Source organism: Pseudorhizobium xiangyangii (assembly GCF_020531965.1).
GTDB classification, from domain to species: domain Bacteria; phylum Pseudomonadota; class Alphaproteobacteria; order Rhizobiales; family Rhizobiaceae; genus Neorhizobium; species Neorhizobium xiangyangii.
Window position 1 is genome coordinate 61,166 of the sequence record NZ_JAJAWH010000019.1, and the last position, 14,085, is coordinate 75,250.

At 59.4% G+C, this 14,085-nt stretch carries 26 protein-coding genes; 24 read left to right on the forward strand and 2 right to left on the reverse strand.

Annotation, left to right across the window (positions count from 1 at the left end; all coding sequences use genetic code 11):
• Positions 1-130 precede the first annotated feature (130 nt).
• Positions 131-727 carry a hypothetical protein gene (locus tag LH464_RS17220; RefSeq protein WP_226787630.1) on the forward strand — a complete coding sequence of 199 codons (597 nt, stop codon included), beginning with the start codon at positions 131-133 and terminating at the stop codon, positions 725-727.
• Between the two features lie 607 nt (positions 728-1,334).
• Here the strand turns inward: LH464_RS17220 and LH464_RS17225 are convergent.
• Together LH464_RS17225 and LH464_RS17230 are read right to left on the reverse strand one after the other, a co-directional pair.
• Positions 1,335-1,577 (reverse strand): hypothetical protein, encoded by a 243-nt coding sequence (locus LH464_RS17225; protein ID WP_226787631.1) that lies wholly within the window; start codon positions 1,575-1,577, stop codon positions 1,335-1,337.
• A 468-nt stretch (positions 1,578-2,045) separates the two neighbouring features.
• Positions 2,046-2,570 (reverse strand): helix-turn-helix domain-containing protein, encoded by a 525-nt coding sequence (locus tag LH464_RS17230; RefSeq protein WP_226787632.1) that lies wholly within the window; start codon positions 2,568-2,570, stop codon positions 2,046-2,048.
• Positions 2,571-2,698: 128 nt separating this feature from the next.
• On the opposite strand from LH464_RS17230, the gene LH464_RS17235 reads away from it, so the two are divergent.
• The 23 genes from LH464_RS17235 (at position 2,699) to LH464_RS17340 (ending at position 14,004) form a co-directional block, all read left to right on the forward strand.
• Positions 2,699-3,025: a helix-turn-helix domain-containing protein gene (locus tag LH464_RS17235; protein ID WP_226787633.1), complete on the forward strand. Its 327-nt coding sequence runs from the start codon at positions 2,699-2,701 to the stop codon at positions 3,023-3,025.
• Positions 3,025-3,306 (forward strand): hypothetical protein, encoded by a 282-nt coding sequence (locus LH464_RS17240; protein ID WP_226787634.1) that lies wholly within the window; start codon positions 3,025-3,027, stop codon positions 3,304-3,306. Before LH464_RS17235 ends, LH464_RS17240 begins: the two co-directional genes overlap by 1 nt.
• A 157-nt stretch (positions 3,307-3,463) precedes the next feature.
• A complete protein-coding gene (locus tag LH464_RS24595) occupies positions 3,464-3,589 on the forward strand; it encodes a hypothetical protein (RefSeq protein ID WP_255648451.1) in 126 nt (41 codons plus the stop codon).
• Positions 3,590-3,848: 259 nt separating this feature from the next.
• Complete coding sequence (locus LH464_RS17245; RefSeq protein WP_226787635.1) at positions 3,849-4,211, forward strand: hypothetical protein; 363 nt, start codon at positions 3,849-3,851, stop codon at positions 4,209-4,211.
• The gene (locus tag LH464_RS17250; protein ID WP_226787636.1) at positions 4,211-5,065 is read left to right on the forward strand and encodes a ParB N-terminal domain-containing protein; all 855 of its coding nucleotides are present in this window, start codon (positions 4,211-4,213) and stop codon (positions 5,063-5,065) included. The genes LH464_RS17245 and LH464_RS17250 overlap by 1 nt, the downstream gene beginning before the upstream one ends.
• Positions 5,065-5,535: a hypothetical protein gene (locus tag LH464_RS17255; RefSeq protein ID WP_226787637.1), complete on the forward strand. Its 471-nt coding sequence runs from the start codon at positions 5,065-5,067 to the stop codon at positions 5,533-5,535. The genes LH464_RS17250 and LH464_RS17255 overlap by 1 nt, the downstream gene beginning before the upstream one ends.
• On the forward strand, positions 5,532-7,550 hold the full coding sequence (locus tag LH464_RS17260; protein ID WP_226787638.1) for a transposase domain-containing protein: 2,019 nt from the start codon (positions 5,532-5,534) through the stop codon (positions 7,548-7,550). The genes LH464_RS17255 and LH464_RS17260 overlap by 4 nt, the downstream gene beginning before the upstream one ends.
• Before the next feature lie 77 nt (positions 7,551-7,627).
• Positions 7,628-8,653 (forward strand): AAA family ATPase, encoded by a 1,026-nt coding sequence (locus LH464_RS17265; RefSeq protein WP_226787639.1) that lies wholly within the window; start codon positions 7,628-7,630, stop codon positions 8,651-8,653.
• A complete protein-coding gene (locus LH464_RS17270) occupies positions 8,653-8,964 on the forward strand; it encodes a hypothetical protein (protein ID WP_226787640.1) in 312 nt (103 codons plus the stop codon). Before LH464_RS17265 ends, LH464_RS17270 begins: the two co-directional genes overlap by 1 nt.
• The gene (locus LH464_RS17275; RefSeq protein ID WP_226787641.1) at positions 8,961-9,239 is read left to right on the forward strand and encodes a hypothetical protein; all 279 of its coding nucleotides are present in this window, start codon (positions 8,961-8,963) and stop codon (positions 9,237-9,239) included. The genes LH464_RS17270 and LH464_RS17275 overlap by 4 nt, the downstream gene beginning before the upstream one ends.
• Positions 9,236-9,520 carry a hypothetical protein gene (locus LH464_RS17280; protein ID WP_226787642.1) on the forward strand — a complete coding sequence of 95 codons (285 nt, stop codon included), beginning with the start codon at positions 9,236-9,238 and terminating at the stop codon, positions 9,518-9,520. Before LH464_RS17275 ends, LH464_RS17280 begins: the two co-directional genes overlap by 4 nt.
• A gap of 1 nt (position 9,521) precedes the next feature.
• Positions 9,522-10,175, forward strand: a complete 654-nt coding sequence (locus LH464_RS17285) for a DUF3164 family protein (RefSeq protein WP_226787643.1) — start codon at positions 9,522-9,524, stop codon at positions 10,173-10,175.
• Positions 10,176-10,183: 8 nt separating this feature from the next.
• On the forward strand, positions 10,184-10,471 hold the full coding sequence (locus tag LH464_RS17290; protein WP_226787644.1) for a DUF2528 family protein: 288 nt from the start codon (positions 10,184-10,186) through the stop codon (positions 10,469-10,471).
• A complete protein-coding gene (locus tag LH464_RS17295) occupies positions 10,468-10,731 on the forward strand; it encodes a hypothetical protein (protein ID WP_226787645.1) in 264 nt (87 codons plus the stop codon). The genes LH464_RS17290 and LH464_RS17295 overlap by 4 nt, the downstream gene beginning before the upstream one ends.
• Complete coding sequence (locus tag LH464_RS17300) at positions 10,728-10,922, forward strand: hypothetical protein (RefSeq protein WP_226787646.1); 195 nt, start codon at positions 10,728-10,730, stop codon at positions 10,920-10,922. Before LH464_RS17295 ends, LH464_RS17300 begins: the two co-directional genes overlap by 4 nt.
• Positions 10,919-11,134, forward strand: a complete 216-nt coding sequence (locus LH464_RS17305; RefSeq protein ID WP_226787647.1) for a hypothetical protein — start codon at positions 10,919-10,921, stop codon at positions 11,132-11,134. Before LH464_RS17300 ends, LH464_RS17305 begins: the two co-directional genes overlap by 4 nt.
• Positions 11,131-11,364 carry a hypothetical protein gene (locus tag LH464_RS17310; protein ID WP_226787648.1) on the forward strand — a complete coding sequence of 78 codons (234 nt, stop codon included), beginning with the start codon at positions 11,131-11,133 and terminating at the stop codon, positions 11,362-11,364. The genes LH464_RS17305 and LH464_RS17310 overlap by 4 nt, the downstream gene beginning before the upstream one ends.
• A complete protein-coding gene (locus LH464_RS17315) occupies positions 11,357-11,590 on the forward strand; it encodes a hypothetical protein (protein WP_226787649.1) in 234 nt (77 codons plus the stop codon). Before LH464_RS17310 ends, LH464_RS17315 begins: the two co-directional genes overlap by 8 nt.
• Complete coding sequence (locus LH464_RS17320; RefSeq protein WP_226787650.1) at positions 11,587-11,970, forward strand: Mu transposase C-terminal domain-containing protein; 384 nt, start codon at positions 11,587-11,589, stop codon at positions 11,968-11,970. Before LH464_RS17315 ends, LH464_RS17320 begins: the two co-directional genes overlap by 4 nt.
• On the forward strand, positions 11,967-12,611 hold the full coding sequence (locus LH464_RS17325; protein WP_226787651.1) for a gp16 family protein: 645 nt from the start codon (positions 11,967-11,969) through the stop codon (positions 12,609-12,611). The genes LH464_RS17320 and LH464_RS17325 overlap by 4 nt, the downstream gene beginning before the upstream one ends.
• On the forward strand, positions 12,608-13,351 hold the full coding sequence (locus tag LH464_RS17330; RefSeq protein ID WP_226787652.1) for an SAM-dependent DNA methyltransferase: 744 nt from the start codon (positions 12,608-12,610) through the stop codon (positions 13,349-13,351). The genes LH464_RS17325 and LH464_RS17330 overlap by 4 nt, the downstream gene beginning before the upstream one ends.
• Position 13,352: 1 nt before the next feature.
• A complete protein-coding gene (locus LH464_RS17335) occupies positions 13,353-13,610 on the forward strand; it encodes a hypothetical protein (protein ID WP_226787653.1) in 258 nt (85 codons plus the stop codon).
• 1 nt (position 13,611) lies between these two features.
• Positions 13,612-14,004: a helix-turn-helix domain-containing protein gene (locus LH464_RS17340; RefSeq protein WP_226787654.1), complete on the forward strand. Its 393-nt coding sequence runs from the start codon at positions 13,612-13,614 to the stop codon at positions 14,002-14,004.
• Positions 14,005-14,085 lie beyond the last annotated feature (81 nt).

Here is a 14,085-nt window from a genome sequence, read left to right on the forward strand (position 1 = left end):
ATCGGTCGTAAAGCCTCCAATCAGATGAACGCCTCATTGGCTTTCCTATCTAGAATAGAAAGTTCAGCACGCTGTCTCGACTAATCTTGCGGTTCGTGCAGTAATTATACGGCTGAGTATGGGGGCTGGCATGAAGCGTTCTGTTGTTGGCGCGATGGTGGTTTGTCTATCTGCTGTTTCCGGTTTTGCCGCTGGATCCGTAGAGTGGAAGAAGGTAGACAACTGGACCGTCTTTATGGATCCGACCATGGGGAATGCTTGTTACGTAGCTGCGGTATACGAGGGTGGCACGATCCTAAGAGTTGGTTTCGATTTTGCAGGATCAGTCAGGCAGATTTACTTGGCGCTCGGAAACGACAACTGGAAATCGCTAGAAGCTGGCAAGGATTATCCGGTACAAATCCAATTCGATAATGAAGTTGAATGGGCAGCCACTGCGACAGGTAGGAAAAATAATGACGCCACCTGGCTGTATGTGACCACCACCGACACCGGCTTTCTTGAAGAGTTTTCCCGTAAGTTGGGCATGCGAACCACATTTCGCGGGACCGAAATCGCAAGGCTACAACTTAAGGGATCCTCCCGCGCTATCACCGAAATGCTGAGCTGCCAGTCGGCAGTGAACGAAATGATGGGCGCAAGGAATGAGCAAGCTGCACCTCCCTCGCAGGACCCCTTCGCGCCGACGCCTGAGGTCAAGAGCGCCACCGATCCCTTTGATCTGTAGTGTCTTGCGAGCTCGATTACGGCGTTGATGGTTTCAAACTATTCTCGCATTATGCTCGTTCGCCTTATCCAGTTCTTTTGAATCATCTTCACCCCCGGTGATCCCCTAGGCAATCATGAGCGGCGTCGAGATGGTCCGTAACGTCGTTGGAAATGCCTTCGACGCCGAGTCTGTGGTCGGCATGTTCTTTGTTGGCGCCGTCCACCTACTCATCTGCTGGATTGACCCGTCATCGCGCCCCAGATCCTTGCCCGGTTCCGCGCTGTGCTTGAGGATGTCCGCCAGAGCCTCGATGTCTTCCCTAAATTTCTCAACTGCCTTCGGCTTTACCGCTCGCGCCTCGCCACGCTCTTCGGGCAGCACAAAGCCGGTCGGCTAAAGGTTCTCGAAAACGAAAAGGCTTTCGCTGATACTGCGAACGCCGTCACCAGGAACAGTGACCCAGCGGCTCGTCAGAGGCGGCGCCGTCTGAGCTTGGCGACGCCAGCGTCGGCTTCGGGGTGGAAGAATTGTTCAAGGCCGGAGTCCGGGCTGCTCGTACGACTGCACTCGAGCAGGGTCGGAAGGTGGCTGCGGGACTGCCCCGGCCTCGAGAGAACCATGAGGTTCAGAGAGGTCGTATCAAGCGTTGATTATCCAGCCGCGCAAGCCTGGCGGAGAATATCAATACGAAATCAAGGGAAGACTGGCGGTGTTGTTTGTCAGAGAGATCTGCAAATACCGGGATTAGGTGGGATAGTGCGGGATCCAGCGGGAAAAGCCTGAAATACAAGGCATCTGAAGCAATCGAGCGGCGCATCGGCTCCCGTGCTTTTGACAGGCCGGCCGGCGCATTTCCGGCAAATTCCACCCTACCTGTCCCCAAACCGACAGTTCCTTTGAAACTACCTTCGAGATACCCTCAAAGACGCTTCTGCCACCTTCAAGGTATTGAAATCACTCGATCACGCTGGCACGTGCGCGGCACTCTCATTCGGATGGTGCCGTATGAAGTTGCCACCAAAACCCAATTCAAACATGCAAGCCCGTTGCATGTTGCCAGTTTGGCGCCCGAACCCCCTGCAATTCAAGGCGACGCGCCCCAAACGACTACTTTCCAAACATGCAAACGATCCATTGCGACAATTGCCCATATGACAGTCGACAAGCTTCTTTCCACGCAGCTGGCCGCCGGGTGGGTCAGCTGGCCCTCGTGAGCTGTCTCGCCCCCTCCGACACCGGCAGACTTGACGTTTGCCATTTACCTAGAGAGCGAGTTTCCCTTCCTACCGCCGACACATCTAATTAAGTTCGAGTGGAATATGCATTGATTTCACAATCATGAAGCCGAGCGTTTCCCGGTGCCTGGCTCGGCATCTGCCTTAGATAGTCGCGCTTTCAAGTCATCCACCAAAACCGGGATAACCGCCTCGACGATGTTGGTCTCGCGAACATCTGCCACTTTCTGAAGAAGTGCATTGTAGAGGTTGCCGGCTTCGACCGCGACACTGTCTTCATCCGGCAAACGGTGGCCAGCGGCTTTATAAGCCAACCGTGCAGCGCGGTGGAGTTTGCGAAGCAATTGAGGATCAACGCCCGCACTCGGTGCCGGTGCCTTAGAGGGATCATCAAACATCTCTCCATGTCCGGTGATGATCCAGTTCCCGTTTATCCCATGCTTCTCGGAAAACCAGAACAGCAGTGAAATCGGTATCTCCCTGGCACCTTGCTCGTATTTCGCCACGGTCGGCTCCGCCAACGCGACGTCGCTGGCCAATAAAAGCCGCGATTCGTAGCCTAGGCGCTTTCGCGCTGCTGCCAGCCGCTTTCCGGCAGCCTTCCAAAGTTCCTGATCCTTCGCCATTTGGACAAACCCATTTTGGGTGTTGCTTACGCACCCATATTGGGTTACTCCTTTCTGTGTTCGCAGATTTCAACACCCCAAAAAAGGAGGCCGGCCAGGGCCTCCCCATCTGGATCAAGGATTTACTTATGCATCGTGCCTCCACGAGCGACAAGGCCAGCCGCGCTGAGCGTCGCCGTCTTGAAGAGGTCGCCCGCATTCGCGGTCGCCTGACTATTGCCAAGCTCACTCTGACCGAGATCGACAAGGCCTATGATCTCCCTACCGGGACAGCAGGCAATGCCGTCCATGAACCGCACCTCGCCGGTGAGCGCGCAATTGCTGCCGCATTGAAGACCCGCCCGGAATACCTGTGGCGCACCCGCTACCGTCCCGATGGCCAGCGCATCACGCCGCAGCCGGCAGAAAACTACCGATACGCCCGGCGCGCCACCGAAGCGCAGGAGGCGGCATAATGGCGGTCGATCAAGCCATCATCGATGCCGTCATCGCGGCACTCGACGAGCGCAGGGCGCGGGACACCTTCGGTATCGCCTACAGGGCGGCCCGTAGGGTCCTTCCAGAAAGTGAAGCGGCTCTCATCATTGAGTCCATAGAGGCTGAGCTCACGGCCCAAGCATACCACCGCGACATTCGGCGAAGGCTCACGCAGGGTCACCGGGACCTTTCGGAACAAGAGTCGGCTGAAATTTACGCCGCTTGCTCGCAGGCCGCTTCGGAAGGTGATCATCAATGATCGCGCGCCGTCTCTCTTTAAATTCACGGGTTAATTCTGGCGATAGGTCAAGCGAGGCGCCTCTTACGCTTTCGATCCGGTCGTCGATCATGTGCATGCCGCGTCTCAAGCTCTCGACCGAGAAGTCCGGCACAAGCATCTCCAGGTGCCGGACGAGATGGACGATGATCGCTTGCTGGGCGTTCAGGCGTTCCTCAACGGAAGCCTCCTTTCCCCAGTTGCCGTCTTCGTCGGCGCCGGTCCAATTCAGCAGAAATTCGACCCGTCTCTCGAGGCCGGCTAGCCGCGCTTCCATCATTTCCTCAGGTGTCAGTCGATCCATCGTGGCGGGCCTTCGTTCGCTGTTGATGATTGAAGCATCTCCTGATTCCAGGCCCTCGCCAATGGCGAAACGTCACGCCGAAATAGACACTCGAAACCCCTTTATCCCGTCCCTTTCTCCCATCTGCCGCATGGCCGACCAGGCGCTTTTGTTCAGCGTGGTTCTGGTCGCCCTTGCAGCGTCGGTTGCCGCGCTGATTTCCAGCTTGTGAGGACCCTCAATGTTTAATCCGTACTCTGAAGAAGAACGCCTCCAGGCGATGATCTCCGCCTGCTTCCGCGCCAGCCGCTCGCATTTCAGTCACCTGCCGCTGCGCTTCATCATCGATCCGCCGACCGACATGCTTGACGCCAAGCTAGCTCGGCAGGTTGCCGTCCATGTCCTCAACGTTGAATTCGACATACCACGTCGCCGCCTTGTGTCGCTCCTCGGCGTGGCGCGCTGGACGGTGATGCAGGCTGTTCGCACCGTCGATTACCGCTGCGAGGAACCCTGTTTCGAGCGGACATACCGGGCAATTTCTGCCCGCGCGCAGGATCTGTTCATGACAGCGCTGCACGACGCTGCAGAGGAGGCCGCGTGATGGCTGACTTTGTCAGAGCAACCATTTCGGAGATCCACGTCGGCGAGCGGCTCCGGCCAATCGACCAGGCGTATGTCGAGGCAATCGCCGCCTCCATGGATGAGCGCGGCCAGATCAGCCCGATCATGCTCCGCCGCACGCCAGCGAAGGGCGGAGGCAAAACGCCCTACACGCTGGTTGCGGGCGGGTACCGGACCACGGCTGCAAAGCTGCTCGGCTGGACCGAGATCGACGCCATTGTCGTGCAGGCCGACGCACTTGAGGCGCAGCTGCTGGAGATCTCCGAGAACCTCTACCGCAATGAACTGAACCCGCTCGACCGCGCCATCTTTGTGATGAAGTACCGCGAACTTTGGGAAGAGAGGCACGGCAAGATCACTCCCGGCGGCGACCAGAAATCAAAAGGCCACGATGGCCCTTTGATCTTCGCTGCCGGTCGTGAGCTTTCTGAAAGGGTTTGCGAGCAGCTCGGAATTGCCGAGAGGACCTACAAGCGCATTTCCAGCATCGGCCAAAACCTGCACCCGACGCTCCGCCAGGCTTTGCGCGGTACCGACGCCGAGAACGATCAGTCCAAGCTCCTGAAACTCGCCAAACTGCCGACCGACGACCAGGTCAAGGTTGCAGCAGCCTTGAAAGAGAACCCGGACATCAAGCCGGTTCTAGAATGGCTGAAGGGGCCGGCAGCTGCCGCCCCAGTCTCCAATCAGGCGAAGCTTTTGAAGTCGCTGATCGGCGCATGGGATGCGGCCGACGAGGACACCCGCAACCAGTTTCTGGAGCATATCGGTATGGCCGATGCCTCCGGGCAGATGGCCGGCCTGATGGCCTCGATCCACAGCGAGGCGGCGTGATGAAGCGCGATCCAGACCAGTTCGATTTCTTCAGCGAGCCGATGTTTCCGGTTCGCGCCGCATCCGAGCGGATCGACCTCTCCCGCTTCCGCTCCCTGCTGAAGCGGGAAATGGCAAAGGCCATCCGTGAATGCCCGCACGATCGGCCAACGATCGCAGCCCGCATGGCGCAGTACCTCGGCCTGCCTTCGATCTCGAAGGCGGCGCTCGATGCCTACACGGCTGAGAGCAAGGAAAGCCACGACATGAGCCTCGTGCGGTTCAAGGCCTTCGTCCGCGCGACCGGCGCGGTCTGGCTCTGGGACTTCGTTGTTTCCGAGGACGGCCTTTTGCTGCTCCAGGGCGACGAAGCGCGCCTGGCCGAAATCGCCCGGCTCCAGCAGGAGAGGAAGGCGCTCGCTGCGGAACTCCGCGTCCTGCAATCACGCCCCGTGACCATCAAGCGCAGAAACACGAGGGGGCCGGCTTGAAGGAGTGGTTCACCTCGCAAGAGCTGGCCGAGGCGAAGCTGCCCGGTTTGGCTCATACCCGACAGGGCATCGAGAACTTCGTCCAGCAGAGCGGTGTCCGCTCAACGGAGAAGGCCCGCCCACGCGAGGGTCGCGGGGGCGGTTTTGAATATCACTATTCCTTCCTGCCCTCAGTGGCTCGACAGAAGATTGCCTTCATGAATACGCCCATGCCCGCCGCCGACACAAAGGCTTCGAAAAGCCTTTGGGCTAGGTTTGAAGCCCTTTCAACCGAACATAAGACGATATGCCAGAAGCGCCTCGACACCCTTGTGGCGGTCGATGACATGCGGGCATCCGGCATATCAATTGGAATGGCCGTCCAGCATTGCGCTCGCCTTGCCGCGATCAGTGTCCGCACTCTCTATGAGTGGCGGCTGATGGTCGAAGGACATGCGCGCCATGACTGGCTCGCCGCCCTTGCCCCTTCCTTCTCTCCCACGATCAATGGCGTCGTCGTCGATCGAGCCGATTGCCATCCGCAGGCCTGGGAGGTTCTGAAATCGGACTATCTTCGGCCTGAGCAGCCGAAGTTTTCTGCCTGCTATCGCCGCATGATGAGCGCCGCCACCATCAACAAGTGGTCTCCGATCCCATCCGAGAGATCGCTGCGCCGCCGCCTTGATTCCGAGGTTCCCAAGGCTGCTCAGGTGCTGGCCCGCGATGGGCGTGAGAAGGCAGCTCGCCTGTTCCCAGCGCAGACCCGCTCAGTTGTTCACCTGCACGCAATGCAGATCGTCAACACCGACGGCCACAAGCTCGACCTTCGGGTAAATGCGCCGTGGAGCGCGGAGCCAACCCGCGTCCTCTTGATTGGTATCCAGGACATCTATTCCCGAAAAATCCTGTCCTGGCGTCTGGCGGAATCAGAAACGTGGGAAGTTGTGCGCGCCTGCATCGGCGACATGATCGAGAACGAAGGCGGCAAGCTGCCCGAGCACTTTTACATGGACAACGGTCGCGCCTTCGCCTCGAAGAAGATCTCCGGTGGAGCCACCAGGCGCAATCGCTTCAAGATCACTGGAGACGAAGTTGCCGGCCTGCTGAAGACCCTCGGCATCGAAGCGCATTTCACCAAGCCCTATTCCGGCCAGTCGAAGCCGATCGAGCGCGCCTGGAAGGATCTGGCAGAAGAAATCTCGCGTCACCCCGCCATGTCCGGCTGCTACACCGGCGCCAATGCGCTCGCAAAGCCCGAGAACTACGGAAAGCGTGCCATTCCTCTCGACGAACTGCAGGAGCATGTCTCCCGTTGCGTTGCAGAGCACAATTCCCGTGAGGGACGCCGCACCGAAGCCGCCAAGGGCCGCAGCTTTAACCAGGTCTTTGACGCCAGCGTGGCCGAGCCATCCACCATCATTCGCTACGCCAGCCACTCGCAGCGGTCGCTCTGGCTGCTGACGGCCGAGACGTTGAAGGCTCGCAAACCGGACGGCTCGCTGCACCATCTTGGTAACCGCTATTGGGCTCCGGTGCTGAACCAATGGATCGGCAAAAAGCTGACCATGCGTTTCGACCCGGCCGACCTGCACGCGCCGGTGAAGGTCTACGATCCAGCCGGCCGCTTCCTCTGCGACGCGGAATGCATCAGCCATGCGGGCTTCGACAGCACCGGCGATGCCAAGCGCAAGGCCAAGACACAGGCCGAGTTCCACAAGACCAACAAGAAGCTCCTCGAGCTAAACCGGACACTCGAAGCGTCCGAGCTCGGCAAGATCTACGCGGATGCCAACCGCGCCGAGCAGCGCAAGCGCAAGCCAGAGCCTCCGGTCCGTCCAGTCGTCACCCGCCTCATCACCGGCAACCTGGCCAAAGCCGTGCCGATCGAGGCTGATGAAGACAACAATTTCGATACGAATTTCTCGCGCGGCTTCGCCCGAATGGTGGGCGACGACAGCGCGATCATCCCATTCCCAACAGGGAATACCGGCGCGGCAGGTATTGCGTCCGCCCGGAAATCTAGAGCCGAAAAGTAGTGCGTACGGTTCCGAACAAAAAAAACGGGCGCAACCCGAAGGCGCGCCCGCAACATCAAAAGCAAGGAACCATGTAAATGAAACGACCCGTCAGCACAAGCAGCACTTGGGACCACCCGGAACCTTCCGCGGAGTTCCTCGCCAAGCATCCCGAACAGGATGTAATGGCATGGCGCTCGTTAGTTGCTCGCGTCATCCAGGTGGCAACCGCCAACGGATGGAGAAAAGCAGATATTGCCCGCCGCACCGGCATGCCGGAAGGTTCATTTTCACAATGGGCGTCAGGGAAGTATCCGGGCGTCCTCGCGAACCTCAACAGCCAGGTGGACAACTGGCTGCTTGCCCTCGAAGAGAGCTCCAGTCTTGCTGCCAGCGTTCCCGTCTCTCCGGGCTTCCAGCCGACGCTGGTTGGCGTTGAGATTATGCAGACCCTCGCCTGGGCTCAGGTGACCTCTGGTTTCGTCGCCATCAAGCTTGATGCGGGCATCGGCAAGACGACTGCCTGCAGGCACTATTGCAACACGCGCCCCCACGCGTTCATGGCAACCGTCAGCCCGCACACCAAAACCGTCCACGGCATGTTGGTAGAGCTGGCGGCCGAACTGGAAGTCCAAGAGAACAATCCGGCTCGTCTGGTCAGGGCGATCGGCCGCAAGCTTTCCCGGATTGGCGACGGCACTCTGCTGATCATTGACGAGGCGCAGAACCTGACGGGCGATGCGATCAACCAACTCCGGCACTTTGTCGATATCTACAAGTGCGGCATCGCCCTTGTTGGCAATGAGGACACGGCCACCGACTTCCTGACAGACCGCTCCCGCTCGGTTTCCAGCAAAGCCCAGGTGATGTCGCGTTTCGACAAGCTGCTGCGACGTGAGCCCAACAGGGCCGAGGACGCGATGCGGATGATCCGCGCCTGGAATATCGAAGATGAGAACGCCATCAAGTTCCTGCTCGGGATCGGCATGAAGCCCGGCGCCCTTCGCCAGATTGACCGGACGGTGAAGAATGCCCTTCCCGCCGCAACCGGTGAAGGTGTTGAACTGACGCTGAAGCACCTGCAGGAAGCGTGGAAACGCCGCGATCTTGGAGACATCGTGTGATGGCAAGGGATCTGACACTCTCCGTCAGCCTCCAGCAAATGCTTGCCAGCATGGAGCCGCACGCCGACATCCCCGAAGACGAGGCCGTCGAGTTCGACGGTCCCGCCTTCAGGTCCATGATCAATGCCCTGCAGATCATGCAGAAGATTGCCGTCAACATGGAAATCGAGCTGGCCTGCCATCGGGACACGGAGGCCGGCCGTGAAATGCGCAAGAGCATGGAAGGTGAAGCCACCGACCAGCTCTCCGACCTGATTGCGGAAGCATCCGGAAAAATCATCCGACCGAACTTCGGGAGGAAGCCATCATGACTGCATTACTATCCGATCATCTGAGGGCGACCCGGGAGGGCCTAAGACGAAAGCAGACCTGCGGCCTGTTTCTTCTTCCGTTCGCTCTCGGTTCTCTCATCCGTCGGATCAACACACTCATTGCTCTGGCAGAGCAACAGGAGGAAGAGCTGCGGCTCGCGAAAAGCCAATCCTTTGAGCTGGATGACCTGGCCGAGGGTGGCACCACCATCCTGCGGTTCCCGACCCGGATCGTCTTTGTTCCCGGCAGTAACAACGAAAGCCGCACGCCATGAAGTCGATAATCGTCGACGCGCGCGTTGTTATTCCGATCGAAGCCATCGTCGACGCGGTCGGGCCTGCGGTCAGCAAGACGCTGATCGCGGCCGGCGCTGCCCGCAAGCCGAAAACCCGTCCCCCCGCCGAGTCCCTGCGGCTCGCTGTCGAGCGCGTCATTACCGCGCTCGATCAACTCGAAATGGTCACCAACACAATGGGTGAGACGAACGCCAGAAAGGTGCTGATGCAGCGCCTGCGCGATCTCCGCGTCACCCACAGCAAGCTAAGGAGCAACTGAAATGCAAGCAGTCATTCTCGAAGATCAGCGCACCGATGGCGTCACCGTCATCAACGGCAAGGAATACATGACCGATGCCAAGGGCGGCTTCGTGCCGCTCTCCATGGTCAAGCCGCAGCACAAGCTTGAAGACGAGACCGTCCGGAAAATGATGGACTTCGCCATTGATCTCAACGGACAGATCTCGCGCTTCCTCAGCTACAGCAAGGTGGACCTCGGCAGCCTCGACGCTCTGCTCGCCCAGGAGTACGGCGTCAAGATCGGCGGGGCCAAGGGCAACCGCACCTATCAGACGATCGACGGCCTTCTGAAAGTCCAGGTACAGGTTGCCGAGCTGGTGGACTTCGGGCCTGAGCTACACCAGGCCAAAAGCCTGATCGACGAATGCCTGAACGAATGGTCGGCAAATAGCCGGCCAGAGATCCAGGCGATCGTCACCAGGGCGTTCAACACCGACCAGGAAGGCAAGATCAACCGCGCCGAGATCTTCATGTTGCTGCGGCATCAAATCGAGGATGAGCGCTGGCAGCGGGCCATGGACGCCATCCGCGATGCCATGCGTGTGACAGGCTCAAAGGAATATCTCCGGTTCTATCGCCGCGAGAAAGTCACCGATGGCTGGCGGGCCGTCACTATCGACCTCGCGAAGGCATAGGTGCTGTGATGAAGACTTTCGAGTTTGAGGTTACTCAACGCATCAAGGTCCAGATCGACGAAGCTAAGTTCACTCCGGAGATGATGGAGGAATTTAACCGCTGCATCTCTGACTTCGGCACGGATGAATATGCTTTCGAGCGGCATGGCGAACACATCGCGCAGCTCGCCGGCCGTGGCTACGAAGAATTTCTGCCCTCAGATTCCGTGGAAGGTTACGGGCCGATCCGCGAGGCAGGTATCAAGGTGGAAATTTTGGAAGATCACTTCCAGATCGACCGGGTGGGCGCGCCATGAAGCCAATCGCAAGCATGGAAATCGCCGCAGCTCGAAAGCCTCAGGAGTTTGTCTGCACCTATTACTTTAAGGGCCGCAGGTACGGCCTCAACATCCTCGCGGAAAGCATGAAGGACGCATCCTCCCACCTTCGCGCGATCGGGACCACCGGTAGCGTTGAAGGCACTCTCGCCGCAACCATCCCCGTTGCACCCGATGCTAGATTCCTGCAGTGCGCGAAGCTCGCGATCGCGATACTTGTTGGAGGAAAAACGGCATGAAGACCGTAACCTTCGACCGCATCCTGGAAGCCCTGACCGAAGAGTACCGAAAAGACGGCCACGAAGTCGTCGAGCAGGAGGGCGTTCACTATGCGCGCCTTTCGATCGAGATTTCCAACTGGGTCGATGAGCTTCTCAGTGAGACGAACCTAACGCGGCTTGCCGATCAGATTGTCCGGAGGCTCGCATGAGCTACGGCTACATCCGCCAGTATTATGGCATTGACGTCTCGGTTGGCGCGTACGTCCAGCACACGGTCACCGGCTGCTTCGGGATCATCCAACCGGAAGGCCAGAGCCACCACCACTACGTGAAGGTTCGCTTTGAAGGCGACCGCTACGTATCCAACTGCCATCCCGGCGAGTTGGACTACACGGCCGATTGCAAGGCAGGTGCGGCATGATCAGAACACACACGCCGCCGCCCGTATCTAATGTGAGGGGGATCGATGCCGACAAAATCGCAAAGGCGATCGTCCTCGCTGCATGCGAACTGGACGACACGCCGGACCCGGATGACGACGACACGATCCTGATCACGGTTCAAGACCTTGAAGCCGTTTCGCATCGCCACATTACCGTGGCGCTGGAGCGGGCCGCCCTCGCCACCACGGAGGGCTCGGACAATGGCTAAGGCACACGTCGTCACATGGCGCTCTATCGTCACCGAAGAATGGCTTGTCGAAGGCGCTGCAAATGCCGCTGAAGCACGCGAAATGTTTCTGAACGGTGAGTGCCGCCTTTCCTCTAAGAGCGAGTTCGACACGGGCGGCATCCGTGGCGTCAGGCTTGCGACTGAACACGATATCGCAAGCGCAGACCTTCATCGGAGCGGCGAACCCCATAGGAGCGAGGAATGACCAACACCAAGACCCCATCGCCCCAATCGAGGGAGGTGCCCGCGCCGATCCGGGATGAGAGTGGAAAATATGACCATCGCGGCCGGAAGGGCTTTATAACCGGCTGCACCTGTCTGCCCTGTGTAGTCGCCACCGCGTTCTGGATGTGGCCCCCGTCACGACAAGATCTTGTCAGTGGTCACCGGCGCGTCATTGGATCGAGTGTCAATATCAACGGTAACAATTACGGCTCTTCCTCTCTATACGAAGGACGCGAGGTCTTCGTTTGCGTTGATCCGCAGAACAGTGGTCGCGCTCTTGTTTTTTCGGCTAACCGGGAACGCTACATCGGCGAAGCCATCTGCCCTGAACTCTCCGGACAGACGGAGGCAGGCCAGTGACCTCATCCTTCGCCGCCATTCATGTCGCGAAAAAGCAGCTCGGGCTGGACGAGGACACCTATCGTGGCAAGCTGCAGCTGATCACCGGGAAATCGTCCACAAAGGACATGAGCGAGGCCGAGCGCCAGAAGGTGCTGACGGTATTCCGCAACGAGGGGTTCACTCCGGCCAGCGCGACGCGTCGTGAGGGTGGCCGCCAGAAGCTCTCCGGCAAGTTCGCGAAGAAGCTCCAGGCGCTCTGGATTGCCGCTTATAACCTCGGCATCGTCCGCGATCGCGACGACGCGGCGCTGGAAACTTTCATCAAGCGGCAGACCGGCATCGAGCGCGAGCGCTGGCTTCGCCACGCCGATGACGCCTCCAAGGTCATTGACGCACTGAAGGGCTGGATCGCCCGAGAGGCCGGTGTCGATTGGTCGCTGCTAGGCCTGCACCCTCAAAGCCACCTGCGCGCGACCGGCTACAAGATCGCTGCGGCGCAGTGGGCGATCCTCTCTGAAAACCGGAATGGCTTCTGGCCCGCGATCGTCGAGATCGTCGGCGGCAGCGTCCTCGACCGGCATCTCGACGATCAGCAGTGGATCCGCGTCATGAATGCATTCGGTGAGCGCATCCGCTCCCGGAAGGTGGTCACGTCATGAGAACGAACCACATGGAGTCCCGCCTGCCGACGAAGGACGCGCTCGAATATTTCCCGACGCCGCCCTGGGCAACCCGCGCGGTCATCCACGAGCTGCTCCTGCGCGAGTTGATTGATCTGCGCTCGAAGCGCGCCCGCGATCCCTGCGCCGGCGGTGGTCATATGGCCCTGCCGCTCCGCGAAAGCTTCGGCCATGTAGACGTCTCTGACCTTGCGGATTGGGGCATCAACCCGGAGATCCGCGACTTTCTTGAGGAGAGCCGGGAGCGCCTGGTCGAGGACGGCCACCAGATCCCCGACTGGGTCTTCATCAATCCGCCCTTCGAACAGTCTTTGAAGTTCGTTCTAAAGGCGCTTGAAATAGCCACCGAGGGCGTTGCGTTGTTCTGCCGCCTCGGCTGGCTCTCCGGCCAGGAGCGATACCACACCATCTTCGGTCCCCAGCCGCCGACCTTCATTTGTCCGTTCGCAGAGCGGGTGGCACTGATCGAAGGTGCGTGGGATCCAGAAGCCAGCACCGCCACCGATTATGTCTGGTATATCTGGATCAAGGATGCGTTCCCATCGGAAGCCCGCCCCTTCTCCATCACCCGCCACCTTCGCCCCGGCATGCAGGATCTCTACAGCCGGCTGGCAGATCTCGCACTCGCCAATCCCGGTGAAGCTGCTCGCCGCCTTGCTGCCCGCAAGGCCGCTGCGGCCGCCAAGTCTGATCAAGCTGCTCTATTATTGGAGGCATGAGATGAGCCGCAGCAAGAGAGGAACTCGTTCATGGAAACTCAAGCTCTCGATCGAAAAGCTCGTCGGGTTTGCTCCCGACCTTTTCAATCCGGGGCTGATGAGCCTGGTCGAGGGGTATACGCTACAGGCCTCTTCCGGGATCTGGCGCAAGGCTAACGGAACCATCACCGCTCGCTATGTCTATCGGTCGAAGGATGCAGCCATGCGCAGCGTCGTTCTGACGGTTCGTAATATCTCGCTGGTCGAAGAGGCGGCCTGATATGACCGCCCTCCCCGGCATCCTTGCTGACATCTCCGATATCGCCGGCACAGAGGCGGCCTTGAAGGTCGCTCAAAGCCGAGGCGGCACCCGCGTTGACCTGCCACCTCAGGCAAAGGCCAATCATTGGTTGACCGACCTGGTCGGCTTCGAGCTGGCAGACAAGATCTGCCGGGGTCTTGCCACCACAGATGCCGATGGCAGATGCAGCGGACTTCGCAGGGAGGTCATCCCGCGCGGCGCGGCGAGCCTGATGAAGACCGCGAGACTGCGCGCGGCCGAAGCTCTGGATGCCGGCAAGAGTGTTCGTGAAACTGCCCGCATCTCGGGCTTGCATGAGCGCACAATCTGGCGCATGAAAGCAGAAGACGACCGCCAAGGCCGTCTGTTCTAGTCCTTAGAGACTAATGGGGCTGACAGCTGTCAGCCCGGATTTCTCCCCTCGCCATCGCATATTCGCCCCAGGGACTGAAGG

Bases quoted from the DNA above. Each gene is read 5' to 3' on its own strand.
- LH464_RS17340 (WP_226787654.1), top strand. From the start codon at position 13,612: ATGACCGCCCTCCCCGGCATCCTTGCTGACATCTCCGATATCGCCGGC.
- LH464_RS17230 (WP_226787632.1), bottom strand. From the start codon at position 2,570: ATGGCGAAGGATCAGGAACTTTGGAAGGCTGCCGGAAAGCGGCTGGCA.
- LH464_RS17245 (WP_226787635.1), top strand. From the start codon at position 3,849: ATGTTTAATCCGTACTCTGAAGAAGAACGCCTCCAGGCGATGATCTCC.
- LH464_RS17315 (WP_226787649.1), top strand. From the start codon at position 11,357: ATGGCTAAGGCACACGTCGTCACATGGCGCTCTATCGTCACCGAAGAA.
- LH464_RS17290 (WP_226787644.1), top strand. From the start codon at position 10,184: ATGAAGACTTTCGAGTTTGAGGTTACTCAACGCATCAAGGTCCAGATC.
- LH464_RS17265 (WP_226787639.1), top strand. From the start codon at position 7,628: ATGAAACGACCCGTCAGCACAAGCAGCACTTGGGACCACCCGGAACCT.
- LH464_RS17285 (WP_226787643.1), top strand. From the start codon at position 9,522: ATGCAAGCAGTCATTCTCGAAGATCAGCGCACCGATGGCGTCACCGTC.
- LH464_RS17330 (WP_226787652.1), top strand. From the start codon at position 12,608: ATGAGAACGAACCACATGGAGTCCCGCCTGCCGACGAAGGACGCGCTC.
- LH464_RS17240 (WP_226787634.1), top strand. From the start codon at position 3,025: ATGGCGGTCGATCAAGCCATCATCGATGCCGTCATCGCGGCACTCGAC.
- LH464_RS17275 (WP_226787641.1), top strand. From the start codon at position 8,961: ATGACTGCATTACTATCCGATCATCTGAGGGCGACCCGGGAGGGCCTA.
- LH464_RS17255 (WP_226787637.1), top strand. From the start codon at position 5,065: ATGAAGCGCGATCCAGACCAGTTCGATTTCTTCAGCGAGCCGATGTTT.
- LH464_RS17310 (WP_226787648.1), top strand. From the start codon at position 11,131: ATGATCAGAACACACACGCCGCCGCCCGTATCTAATGTGAGGGGGATC.
- LH464_RS17320 (WP_226787650.1), top strand. From the start codon at position 11,587: ATGACCAACACCAAGACCCCATCGCCCCAATCGAGGGAGGTGCCCGCG.
- LH464_RS17250 (WP_226787636.1), top strand. From the start codon at position 4,211: ATGGCTGACTTTGTCAGAGCAACCATTTCGGAGATCCACGTCGGCGAG.
- LH464_RS17305 (WP_226787647.1), top strand. From the start codon at position 10,919: ATGAGCTACGGCTACATCCGCCAGTATTATGGCATTGACGTCTCGGTT.
- LH464_RS17235 (WP_226787633.1), top strand. From the start codon at position 2,699: ATGCATCGTGCCTCCACGAGCGACAAGGCCAGCCGCGCTGAGCGTCGC.
- LH464_RS17300 (WP_226787646.1), top strand. From the start codon at position 10,728: ATGAAGACCGTAACCTTCGACCGCATCCTGGAAGCCCTGACCGAAGAG.
- LH464_RS17280 (WP_226787642.1), top strand. From the start codon at position 9,236: ATGAAGTCGATAATCGTCGACGCGCGCGTTGTTATTCCGATCGAAGCC.
- LH464_RS17335 (WP_226787653.1), top strand. From the start codon at position 13,353: ATGAGCCGCAGCAAGAGAGGAACTCGTTCATGGAAACTCAAGCTCTCG.
- LH464_RS24595 (WP_255648451.1), top strand. From the start codon at position 3,464: ATGGACGATGATCGCTTGCTGGGCGTTCAGGCGTTCCTCAACGGAAGC.
- LH464_RS17270 (WP_226787640.1), top strand. From the start codon at position 8,653: ATGGCAAGGGATCTGACACTCTCCGTCAGCCTCCAGCAAATGCTTGCC.
- LH464_RS17220 (WP_226787630.1), top strand. From the start codon at position 131: ATGAAGCGTTCTGTTGTTGGCGCGATGGTGGTTTGTCTATCTGCTGTT.
- LH464_RS17295 (WP_226787645.1), top strand. From the start codon at position 10,468: ATGAAGCCAATCGCAAGCATGGAAATCGCCGCAGCTCGAAAGCCTCAG.